The organism is Paenibacillus sp. FSL E2-0178 (assembly GCF_038593005.1).
GTDB lineage: Bacteria > Bacillota > Bacilli > Paenibacillales > Paenibacillaceae > Paenibacillus_AQ > Paenibacillus_AQ phytohabitans.
Genome location: NZ_CP151953.1, coordinates 6278518 through 6290783 on the forward strand (window position 1 = coordinate 6278518; position 12266 = coordinate 6290783).

Below are 12266 nucleotides of genomic sequence, written 5' to 3' on the forward strand. Positions count from 1 at the left end.
TTTATTTTTTAAAAATAGAGGTTGATAGTGAATGCGGCCATACTTAGTCGTGAAGAGAATTGTTGATTGGCTTATTGCATGTTTACTTATTGTTCTAAGCTCTCCCATTATGATAGCAGCAATCATTGCAGTAAAGATAAGCTCTAATGGCCCAGTGCTGTTTCGGCAGAAACGTCCAGGCAAGAATTGTAATATTTTTACGGTATACAAGTTCAGAACTATGTCTTTAGAGACGGATGAGAGCGGAGAACTTTTACCTGACATACAAAGAATGACACGGGTAGGTTCTTTTTTGCGGAAGACAAGTATCGATGAACTACCGCAGTTAATCAATATTCTCAAAGGCGAAATGAGTTTCATAGGTCCGCGTCCACTATTGGTAAAGTATCTTGAATATTATACTCCAGAGCAAAATCGAAGACATGAAGTAACACCGGGAATTTCAGGCTGGGCCCAGGTGAATGGAAGAAACACAATTAGCTGGGAAGAAAAATTTGATTATGATGTTTGGTATGTTGAAAATGTTTCTCTAAAACTGGACATGAAGATTATTATGAAAACAGTTAAAAATGTACTTATTAGAGATGGTGTAAATAATTCACAGACAGATACAATGCCAATTTTCACTGGCAGTAATGCAATAGAAGGTTGATTCATCAAACCAAGGTCAGGTGAATTCAGTTGGATAACTTACTAATCTTGGGGGCTGGTGGGCATGGGAAAGTTGTTGCTGAAACGGCCATGCTTACTGGTCGCTGGAATAATATAGCTTTTTTGGACAATGATAATACCCTTAATAGGGTGCTCGGGATTCCTGTCATTGGCGATTTTGATACTTATCTGGACCATAAAAAAACATATTCGAATGCTATTGTTGCAGTAGGAAATAACCGTAACAGGCATGTTTGGCTGACTAAACTTGAAAAAGCGGGCTACAAAATTCCTGTTATAATTCATCCATCTAGTATAGTAAGTAAATTCAGTGGAATAGAATCTGGCACTGTAGTTCTGGCTAATGCAGTGATCAATGCAAATGCTAGTATTGCTCAAGGATGTATTCTGAATACTTCATGTACTATCGATCATGATTGTGTTATTGGAAAAGGGGTTCATATTTCTCCGGGAGTAAATGTTAGTGGAACCGTAACTATTAATGACTACTCCTGGCTAGGTGTAGGGGCGAAAATTGTAAATAATATCACTATAGGTTCCAATGCGATTGTTGCTGCCGGTGCAGTGGTAATCAGTGATATTCCTGATAGTGTGATGGTAGCAGGCGTACCGGCACAAATAAAAAAAAGCTTTGGAGATGAATTGTAATGCAGGAACGTATTTTTTTGTCACCCCCGCATATGAGTGGGAATGAAATGAAATACATACAGGAGGCATTTGATAGCAACTGGATTGCCCCCCTTGGGACTAATGTTGATAAATTCGAGGAAGAACTATGCGAATATATAGGTATAGATCATGGATTAGCGCTGTCTTCTGGAACAGCAGGTATTCACTTAGCGTTGAAATATTTTAATGTGGGTCCTGGTGATTATGTGTTTTGTTCAGATCTTACATTTGCGGGAAGTTGTAATCCAATTTTGTATCAATATGCTCAACCAGTATATATAGATTCAGAACCAGAAACTTGGAATATGTCACCTATAGCTTTAGAGAAAGCATTTGAGTGGGCAAAAAAAGAAAACAAAATGCCGAAGGCAGTTATTATAGTTGACTTGTACGGCCAGAGCGCAGATTATGATTTGTTACTTCCTATTTGTGAACATTATGGAGTTCCAGTTATTGAAGATGCGGCTGAGGCGCTCGGGGCAACATATAAAGGTAAAAAATGTGGAACGTTTGGTCATGTGGGGATTTTTTCTTTTAATGGAAATAAGATCATCACTACATCTGGTGGAGGTATGGTCGTTTCTAATGATGAAGAAGCTATAAAAAAAATGAGATTCTGGGCCACGCAATCCAGAGAGCCGGCAAAGCATTATGAGCATAAAGAGGTAGGGTATAATTATCGAATATCCAATATAAGTGCCGGAATAGGTCGAGGACAACTCCAAGCTTTGGATGGTTTTATTGATACCCGAAAGTATATATTTGCCCAGTATGAAGATAAATTTAAAGAATTACCTTTACGTTTCATGCCGATTTCAGAGTTAGGAAGCCCTAACTACTGGTTATCGGTCTTAACTTTAAATGAAGATGTTGTCCTCACTCCTGAATCTATAATTAATGAACTTGAATTAAAGAATATTGAGTCGCGTCCTTTATGGAAACCAATGCATTTACAGCCAATATTCATAGACGCACCTATGTTCTATCACTATGAGACTGAATGTGTTGGAAATTATTTATTTCAATATGGAATTTGTCTCCCCTCAGGTTCTTCGATGACTCATGATCAGCAAAGCCTAGTTCTAAATACGATTAACGAAATTTTTATATCGGTAAAGAAATGAAAATCCTATTTCTGACACTAGCTTATCCAGAAGGGGAAGTCTCCAGAAATTTATATGTAGACTTGATGAGAGAGTTTAAAGATCGTGGTGATGAAGTTTTTGTTATTTGTCAGCGTGAGAAAAGATATGATAAACAAACAGAACTTAAAAATGAACTTGGAATACAAGTATTAAGAGTGAGAACAGGAAATGTAACTAAAACTGGGCTTCTTGAGAAAGGAATATCTACCTTATTAATTGAAAGACAATTTATAAAAGCAGTAAAAGAGTATTTTAAAAATATTAGATTTGATTTAATTATATATTCAACTCCACCAATTACTTTTGTAAAAGTAGTAGAATTTATCAAAAAACGTGATGGAAGTAAAACTTATTTGTTGTTAAAAGATATTTTCCCACAGAATGCGGTTGATCTAGGAATCATTAAAGAGAGAAGTTTGATATGGCAATATTTTAGAAAAAAGGAGAGAAACCTTTACGCACTGTCTGACAATATTGGCTGTATGTCAGAAGCGAATGTTGATTATGTGATTAAACATAATAGCGAAGTTGATCGTAATAAAGTCGAGGTTTGTCCTAACTCTATTAAACCAGTTGAAATGCATGATTATTCCTCAATAGAGAGGAATGATATACGGTTGAAGTACAATATTCCTACAGAATCAGTGCTGTATATTTATGGCGGGAATTTAGGAAAACCACAGGGTATAGATTTTTTAATGGATGTTTTGGATTCTGTGAAAAATATGGAGAATATATTTTTTTTAATAATAGGCTCAGGTACTGAGTTCAATAAAATAAAAACCGAAGTAATTAGAAGCAAACAAATGAACATAAAGATCGAAGAATATATGCCTAAGAATGAGTTCGATGAGATTTTATCTGTAAGTGACGTTGGGCTCGTATTCTTGGATAAAAGATTCACTATTCCAAACTTCCCGTCGAGAATTAATTCTTATATGGAGTTTGGATTGCCAATTTTAGCTGCAACTGATCTGAATACCGATGTCAAAGATATGTTGCATGAAGCTAAATGTGGATTATGGTCTCCAAGCGGAGATTTAGAAAGCTTCATGCATAACGTTGTTAACTTGAACAGTAATGAGGTTTTGCGTTTGGAAATGGGATCTAACGGAAGAACTTATCTGGAAGAAAATTTCACTGTGGATAGAACTTACGAAATTATTATATCTCATTAAATAAAAATGGATGCGGGGTATTACTGATGTTTACTGGAAAAACGTTATTGATAACTGGAGGCACAGGTTCTTTTGGTAATGCGGTTCTAAAGAGGTTCTTGAACACAGAAATTAAAGAGATTAGAATATTTTCCCGAGATGAAAAGAAACAGGATGATATGCGTAAGGAATTAAGAAACGATAAAGTCAAATTCTTTATTGGGGATGTTCGAGATTATAATAGTGTGGCAGCAGCTATGCATAAGGTGGATTATGTATTCCATGCGGCAGCCCTGAAACAAGTTCCTTCATGCGAATTTTTTCCTATGGAGGCTGTGAAGACTAACGTTATGGGGACTGAGAACGTTCTTAATGCTGCCATTGCTTTTGGAGTGAAGAAAGTGGTTTGTCTATCGACAGATAAAGCAGTATATCCTATCAATGCTATGGGGATTTCAAAAGCGATGATGGAGAAAGTTATGGTTGCCAAATCAAGAACAGTATCTCCTGAAGATACATTAATCTGTGGAACTCGTTATGGAAATGTGATGTGCTCCAGAGGTTCTGTTATCCCATTATTCATTGATCAAATTAAAAACTATGAGGATATTACAATTACAGATCCTGATATGACTCGCTATTTGATGTCCTTGGAAGATGCTGTTGAGCTAGTGTTGTTTGCCTTTAACAAAGCAGTACAAGGAGATATTTTTGTTCAGAAAGCTCCTGCATCCACAATAGGTGAATTAGCTACTGCGCTAAAAGAGCTATTTCAATCGGATAGCTATACAAGAGTTATTGGAACTAGGCATGGGGAAAAGTTATATGAGACTTTGCTGACGCGCGAAGAAATGGCTAAAGCAACCGACTTAGGAAGCTATTATCGGATTTCTGCGGATACCAGAGATTTAAACTATGATAAGTTCTTTGAAGAAGGTAATAAAGAAATTTCTGAGGGATGGGAATATAATTCTCATAATACAGAAAGGTTAGATATTCAAGGTATAAAAGAACTCTTGTTAAGTCTAGATCTGATAAAAAAAGAACTTAATGGCAGGAGCTTATAATTATGAAAACTGTACTGGTAACCGGTGCTTACGGATTTATTGGACGTAATTTAGTAGCGTCTTTAAATAGAAGAGAAGATATTGAGGTTATGAAGATCGACTCTAAACATTCACTCCAAGAATTAGAAGAATATGCACTAAAAGCTGATTTCATCTATCATCTTGCTGGAATTAATCGACCTGAGAATTCTGAGGAGTTCATGATTGGTAATTTGGGGTACACTCAACATCTAATCAACATATTGAATGCAAACAGAAAGAAGACTCCAATATTACTCTCTTCATCGATTCAAGCTGAACTTGACAATCCATATGGGAAAAGCAAACAAGCAGCAGAGGATGCTGTTTTAGCCTATGGAAAGAAAGAGGATGTTTGTACTTTTATTTACAGGCTACCAAATGTGTTCGGAAAATGGAGTAGACCTAACTATAATTCTGTTGTTGCAACTTGGTGCTACAATATTAGCAGAGAAATACCTATTCAAGTGAATAATCCGGAGGCAGAAGTTGAGTTAGTCTATATTGATGATGTAGTTGAGTCTTTCATAGCTGCTATGGATGGTCCAGATGCACTTGATACAATTGTTTACCATGGTATTTCGCGCTCTTTCAAGGTAAAGCTTAAAGATTTGGAAGCCAAACTAGTATCCTTTAGAACGAGCCGAAATACACTCGTGATTTCGAGCCTGAAAAGTGATTTTGAACGTTTTCTTTATAGTACTTATCTCTCTTATTTGCCCGAGGACAATTTCGGATACGATCTGGAAATGAAGCATGACAACAGAGGATGGTTAGCTGAGTTCATTAAAACTGAACATTCCGGTCAAGTATTCATTTCCCGTACTAAGCCAGGTATCACTCGAGGTAATCACTGGCATCATACTAAAGTGGAGAAGTTCCTTGTGATTGAAGGAGAAGCTGTTGTGAAATTTCGCCAGATTGAAGGCGGAGAAGTCTTAGAATATCCGGTGAATGGACTATCATTGCGAGTGATAGATATTCCACCTGGTTACACACATTCCATCACTAATACAGGGTCAACTGATCTAATAACCCTATTCTGGGCTAATGAACTGTTTAATCCTGATAAACCAGATACATATTACTTGGAGGTTTAAATAAATGGAAAAGCTTAAAGTCATGACAATCCTGGGTACCAGACCAGAGATCATTCGTTTGTCTGAGTGTATTAAAGCTTGTGACAGATATTTCAATCACATTCTAGTTCATACTGGACAGAATTGGGATTACACATTAAACGAAGTGTTCTTCAATGAACTTGATCTTCGGCAACCTGATTACTTCCTTGAAGCAGTGGGAACAAATCTTGGCGAAACGATGGGGAACATAATAGCAAAATCGTTCGAAGTTCTAGAAAAAGAAAAACCTGATGCCCTGCTTATCTTAGGTGATACTAATAGTGCACTAAGTGCGATCGCTGCAAAAAGACTTAAGGTACCGATTTTCCATATGGAAGCAGGAAATCGATGTTTTGATCAAAATGTCCCTGAAGAAATCAATCGCAAGATTGTTGATCATATCTCGGATATCAATTTACCTTATACAGAGCATTCTAGACGGTACCTTCTATCGGAAGGGTTTCGCAAAGAACATATTTTTGTTACGGGCTCACCTATGCAAGAAGTTCTTCAAGCTCACATGGATAAAATCGATGCAAGTAATGTTCTTGAAAGATTAAACCTAGAGTCAGGGAAGTATATAATTGTTTCCGCCCATCGTGAAGAAAATATTGATAATGAACAGAATTTCATGTCATTGATGAATGCCATTAATAAAATTGCTGAACGTTATCAAATGCCAGTAATATATTCTACTCATCCAAGAAGCATGAAGTATATTGAACAACGGAATTTCAAGTTTCATCCACTTGTACAGAATTTAAAACCATTTGGTTTTCTAGATTATAATAAACTTCAGAAAAATAGTTATTGTGTACTCTCAGATAGTGGTACTTTGTCTGAGGAGAGCGCTATGCTTGGGTTCACAGGCATACTGCTAAGAACTTCTACAGAACGTCCTGAAGTGCTTGATAAAGGAACTGTTGTTATCGGTGGCATAGGTGCTTTAAGTACTATTCAAGCCATACAACTTGCTACAGCAATGAATGATAATAAAGAACAAACAGTCCTTGCTCTTGATTACGTTGACACAAATACATCTGTAAAGGTTGTTAAGATTATTCAAAGTTACACAGATATAATTAATAAAGTAGTATGGCGTAAAGAATAAAGTATTGGAGTTGTTCATATGGACATTCTTTTTCTTGGGGGATTGTTTCCAAAAGATGAAGAAAATTTAATTTACAATAAAAGCAAGGGTGTTATTCAATTTGCTGCCAATGTATTTCAGTGGAATATAGTAAATGGTCTGGAAATATGTTTGAATACTCCCATTAAATTAATCAATTCAATGTTTCTAGGCTCTTACCCAAAGCATTATAAAGAAATATTTGTTATGTCTAGGTTATGGAATCATAGTGAAGATTTAAACCATATTGATATGAACATAGGATTTTTGAATTTGTTTGGAATTAAACAAATATGGAGAGGTATATCGGTTTCCAAACATTCTAAAATGTGGGCAAAAAAGCAGGAAACAAGAGGGAAAATTATTATTATTTATTCTATGAATACACCTTTCATTTATGCGGCTATGAAAGCAAAAAAAGTTAACCCAAGTATTCATATTTGTTTAATATGTCCTGATCTTCCTGAATTTATGAATACCGATGAAAAAAAAGGTTTTTTGTTTGAGTTTCTAAAGTCAACCGACAAACGTATTATGGATATGTTATTAAAGTATGTGGATTCATTTGTTTTTTTGACTAAATTCATGATAGAAAGAGTCAATGTACAAAATAGACCATGGACAGTTATAGAGGGAATAGCGAATACTTATCAAATAGAGAATAATTTCGACCTTATAAATGAAACAAATCAAAATAAATGTAAGAGTATTTTATATACGGGTACTCTAAATAAAGCTTATGGAATCATGGATCTTTTGGATGCCTTTAAAATGATTAAGGATGATTCTTTACAACTTTGGATTTGTGGAGCAGGTGAAGCCCAAAAAGAAGTTGAAAATTTAGCGATTATTGATAAAAGAGTTATCTATTATGGACAAGTTTCTCATGATGAAGCAGTTAAGCTTCAACATCAAGCACATCTCCTTATAAACCCAAGAAACAACGAGGGTGAATACACTAAATTTTCCTTTCCTTCCAAAATAATGGAGTATATGCTTTCGGGTACTCCTGCATTAATTTATAAGCTTCCTGGTATACCTGATGAATATTACGATTATTTACTTACGATTAATGGAATAGGAGCTACAGCCATTGCAAACAGTATAAAAGAGATATTCGGTCAAAAGGAAGAGGATTTAATTGAATTAGGGAGAAGATCAAGAGAGTTTGTTCTATCTCAAAAGAATCCAGAAGTTCAAATAAAAAAAATTATTGAATTATTCAGAATCTCGAAATAAAGAAAATATGGATTAGAAAGGAAAAAATGTGAATTGAATAAAGAACCTGTATATCTTGGTCTGACAAAATTACAAATAATTATTTGGATGGCTGTTATTCTATATTTTTTTAATATTTTTAATGTTGGTCATTATTTGATTTTTGCTCTACTTCCATTAATTTGTTGGTTGATTTTTCGAAATACAAATAAAGTTAACTATTTTCAATTACTGCTTTTTTTATTTTGTTCTATTTATACTTACTTACTTTTTAATTATCATCAACGGCCTACTGGAGTTTTAATAGTTACTTTATTGTTTCCTAGTGTTTTTTATTTTTTTGGAGATTATTTAGCTAAGAATGACACCAGTTTTAAAAAAACATATTTCTTACTACTATCTATTACTACAACTCTGGTTACGTTTGCTTTCTTAAGTCTTATAACTTCTGATATCTCAAATTTAGCAGCATGGAGAGGTGTTAGTAGTATTTGGGGAGAGAATATTTCAGCTACAGGACTTAATACTTATCTTTCGCTTGGTCTTTCTTTACTCCCTATATGTTTATTCTCAACTAATAAAAAAGTTCGGCTAATAGCATTACTAAACTTTATCCTGTCAGTATATTGCATGCTTAAACTGGGAAGTAGAACTGGAATAATTATTATTGCTGTACCTACCGCTGTATCTTTTTTGCTATTAGGCAAAATGAATATACGTAAGGTGCTTGGTATAATATTTTTTGTGTTTTTATGTTTTATTACTTGGAATTATATTGATTCTACGTATTTATTTTCACGTTTGTCTAGTATGGATAATTTTAATGATCCTAGATTTGCCGTATGGAAGGATGCAGTAATAGGAATATTCAAATATCCTCTTGGTGGTAATAAGGTAAGTTTGCCTCTAAAATATGCGCATAATATGTGGTTAGATGTAGGAATAGAAAGCGGTATTCTTCCTTTTGTTTTATTGATTATTCTTACAGTCTCCCCGTTTATAACTTTATTTTATTTATTAAGAAATAACTTTCCTAATACATTAAAGATGAGTTTCATTTGTATATTATCTTCCTTTTTCATTTGCTTTTTTTTAGAACCGATTATGGAAGGTTGGTTATATTATTTTAATGGATTTTGCTTTTTCTTAGGTATAATGAACAGGATAGTTAAAGAACACAGAAGCAACACAATTAATGAAATTTATTCATATAATGTAAAAAGTCATTTACTAATTATTAGTTTAGTTTTACTGTTATTCTCATTAAGTATGGTTATATATTTGACAACTACTTTTAATATTTAATTTAGTCGTATTGTTAGAACTCTGATATGTGGAGTTGGTTAAAATTTTGGCTGGAACGAGAAAGGAATCTATATCATGAATATTTTATGGCTTACTAATATTCCATTGCCTGAAGCAAGTATTTTGATGAATATCGAACCTCTTCCTTTCGGTGGATGGCTGGTTAATATGTCCAAATTTTTAGCGAATTCTGAAAATATAAAATTATCAATTTCTTTTCCATCTAGTTCGTTCACAGCGATTGATACGCTACATGGGGAAAAAATTAATTACTACCCTTTTTCCCTGAATGAAAATAAAGATGAAATCAGTGTACATCTCAAAGAGATAATTGAAAGAACTAATCCTGACCTTGTACATATATTTGGAACAGAATACATTCATACACTTTCAATGGTTAATATTTGTTGCCAAAGAAATATAAAAGTACTTATTTCTATACAGGGATTAGTGTCAATTTATGCGCAACATTATATGGCTAACTTACCAAAAGAAATTCAAAATAGCTTTACTTTCAGAGATTTAATTAAACAAGACAATTTAGTACAACAACAGAACAAATTTAAAACAAGAGGAATTTCTGAAATATCTGCATTGAAGAAAGTTGGAAATGTATTAGGGAGAACAACCTGGGATAAAGCTTGTTCAATACAAATCAATCCAGACATTCATTATCACCATTGTAACGAGACTTTAAGAGAGAGTTTCTATAATTCTGCATCTGTATGGAACATCGATAAAATTGAGGAGAATTCAATATTTCTTAGTCAGGGGACTTATCCTATAAAAGGATTGCACCATATGCTGGAAGCAATGCCCGTTATATTGAAGAAATTTCCAAACGCAAAGCTTTATGTTGGGGGAATTAATGTCTCAAATCTTTCAGGATTAAAAGCAAAATTGAAAAAGAGCACCTATGGAAAGTACCTAAACCATCTTATAAAAAAACATAGACTTCAAGATAAAGTCTCCTTTACAGGTAGTCTAAGCGAGAAAGAGATGTGCGAGAGATATTCAAAATCTCATGTATTTGTTTGTCCTTCATCTATTGAGAATAGTCCAAACTCGCTCGGAGAAGCAATGATCCTGGGAGTGCCTTGTGTTGCATCTTATGTTGGAGGAGTAAGTGATTTATTAATTGATAAGCAAGAAGGATTTTTGTATCAAGCAGATGCACCCTATATGTTGGCACATTATATCTGTGAGATTTTTGCTAATAATGATTTAGCCTTGAAATTTTCTAGCAACGCAAGAGAACATGCTCTTAAGACACATAACAGAGAATATAATTTAAAAAAACTAACTCAAATTTATAATAATATAGTTGAAACCAATTAATTTTATTGGCATAGCTTAGACAAGCCTGAAAAGTATAAAAAAAGTGGGAAAACAACTTGAACCTATTTAACCTTGCTAAGGATAAATTACTAGATAATGAAGTAGCCAAAAAAATATTAGGAAACTCTAGTTGGTTAGTTAGCGATAAAATTTTTAATATGATTCTAGGTATCTTTGTAACTGCAGTAGTGGCTCGTTATTTCGGCCCGGAATTATATGGCGAATTCAATTATGCTTTAGCTATCGTATCTTTATTTACAGTGCTATCTACCTTGGGTTTGGAAATTTTAACTGTTAAAAGTATTGTTGATAAAGATCATGAAGAAGGAACGATTCTTTGCACAAGTTTCTTGTTAAGAGTGCTAGGTGGAATCATATTGACTGTTGTCTCTTCTATAGTAATGTGGATGTTAGAACCATCGAATAATTACTTGCAACTCATAGCTCTTATAATGTCCTTCTCAATGGTAATAAGATCGTTCGAGGTTATTGAATATTGGATACAGGCTCACCAAATAGCGAAAATATCTTCCTTAATAAGAATTATCGTCAGTTTGGTAACTGCAACTTTGAAATTATTATTGGTATATTTTAAAGGCGATTTAGTTTTATTTTCTTTGATCTACACAATTGATATTACTATAATAAGTGCTGCTTTAGTCATCGCATATATTAAATTCCGCCAAGAAAAATCTCGTTGGAGATTTAGCATAAGTTATGCTAAAGAAATTCTATCACAAAGTTGGTATCTTGTTCTATCAGGCTTGATGGTTTCATTATATATGAGAATTGATCAAGTTATGCTTGGTACTATAATGCCAAATAAAGATGAATTGGGTATTTTTTCTGCCGCCGTTAGAATTGCGGAAATGTGGTATTTTGTTCCAATGGCTATTATTGTATCTTTTAGACCAGTAATTATTAGTAAAAAGAAAAACAATAATGAAGGTTATATGAAATCAATACAGTTACTTTATAGTATTGTTGCTTGGATGGGCATTGTTTTTGGTATTTTCATATTACTATTTTCGAAATTAATCATTGGTATATTATATGGGCCAGAATATATAGAATCTGCTAGAATATTGTCGGTAAGTATTTGGGCAGGTACATTTGCAATGTTAGGTTCAGCTAGAGGTGTTTGGTTGGTGACTGAAGGCTTGCAAAGGTACTCAATGGCATATATAGCTGCTGGCTGTATTATTAATGTGTCTTTAAATTTTCTTTTGATACCATCTTATGGGGGATATGGAGCAGCGATAGCTACACTAGCCTCACAAGTAACAGTAGCGATTATTGCTCCGGCATTTTTTAAACCCACGAGAATTTCGTCTATTATGATGTTAAGAGCATTTAATTTAAGAAGATTGTTTTTAGATATTAAACATAAATGAGGATGATGATTTATTATGGGGAAAAAGCGATTA

The 12266-nt window shown here is 33.9% G+C and carries 11 protein-coding genes; all 11 read left to right on the forward strand.

The features are described from left to right. The first annotated feature begins 31 nt into the window (after window positions 1–31). The 11 genes from MHI42_RS27395 to MHI42_RS27445 all read left to right on the forward strand — a co-directional run bounded on the left by MHI42_RS27395 (window position 32) and on the right by MHI42_RS27445 (window position 12233). Window positions 32–652, forward strand: a complete 621-nt coding sequence (locus MHI42_RS27395) for a sugar transferase (RefSeq protein ID WP_342421222.1) — start codon at window positions 32–34, stop codon at window positions 650–652. A gap of 29 nt (window positions 653–681) precedes the next feature. Beyond that, complete coding sequence (locus MHI42_RS27400; protein ID WP_342421223.1) at window positions 682–1320, forward strand: acetyltransferase; 639 nt, start codon at window positions 682–684, stop codon at window positions 1318–1320. Next, the gene (locus MHI42_RS27405) at window positions 1320–2465 is read left to right on the forward strand and encodes a DegT/DnrJ/EryC1/StrS family aminotransferase (protein WP_342421224.1); all 1146 of its coding nucleotides are present in this window, start codon (window positions 1320–1322) and stop codon (window positions 2463–2465) included. Before MHI42_RS27400 ends, MHI42_RS27405 begins: the two co-directional genes overlap by 1 nt. Window positions 2466–2530: 65 nt before the next feature. Beyond that, entirely contained in the window at window positions 2531–3664 is a 1134-nt protein-coding gene (locus tag MHI42_RS27410; RefSeq protein WP_342421225.1) for a glycosyltransferase family 4 protein, read from the forward strand. 26 nt (window positions 3665–3690) lie between these two features. Further along, window positions 3691–4710 (forward strand): nucleoside-diphosphate sugar epimerase/dehydratase, encoded by a 1020-nt coding sequence (locus MHI42_RS27415; RefSeq protein WP_342421226.1) that lies wholly within the window; start codon window positions 3691–3693, stop codon window positions 4708–4710. Between the two features lie 2 nt (window positions 4711–4712). Next, window positions 4713–5828 (forward strand): NAD-dependent epimerase/dehydratase family protein, encoded by a 1116-nt coding sequence (locus tag MHI42_RS27420; protein ID WP_342421227.1) that lies wholly within the window; start codon window positions 4713–4715, stop codon window positions 5826–5828. Between the two features lie 4 nt (window positions 5829–5832). Then, complete coding sequence (gene wecB / locus MHI42_RS27425) at window positions 5833–6960, forward strand: UDP-N-acetylglucosamine 2-epimerase (non-hydrolyzing) (RefSeq protein ID WP_342421228.1); 1128 nt, start codon at window positions 5833–5835, stop codon at window positions 6958–6960. A gap of 18 nt (window positions 6961–6978) precedes the next feature. After that, window positions 6979–8217 carry a glycosyltransferase gene (locus tag MHI42_RS27430; protein WP_342421229.1) on the forward strand — a complete coding sequence of 413 codons (1239 nt, stop codon included), beginning with the start codon at window positions 6979–6981 and terminating at the stop codon, window positions 8215–8217. Between the two features lie 33 nt (window positions 8218–8250). After that, the gene (locus MHI42_RS27435) at window positions 8251–9501 is read left to right on the forward strand and encodes an O-antigen ligase family protein (RefSeq protein WP_342421230.1); all 1251 of its coding nucleotides are present in this window, start codon (window positions 8251–8253) and stop codon (window positions 9499–9501) included. 75 nt (window positions 9502–9576) lie between these two features. After that, on the forward strand, window positions 9577–10839 hold the full coding sequence (locus tag MHI42_RS27440; RefSeq protein ID WP_342421231.1) for a glycosyltransferase: 1263 nt from the start codon (window positions 9577–9579) through the stop codon (window positions 10837–10839). 56 nt (window positions 10840–10895) lie between these two features. Next, entirely contained in the window at window positions 10896–12233 is a 1338-nt protein-coding gene (locus MHI42_RS27445) for a flippase (RefSeq protein WP_342421232.1), read from the forward strand. Window positions 12234–12266 lie beyond the last annotated feature (33 nt).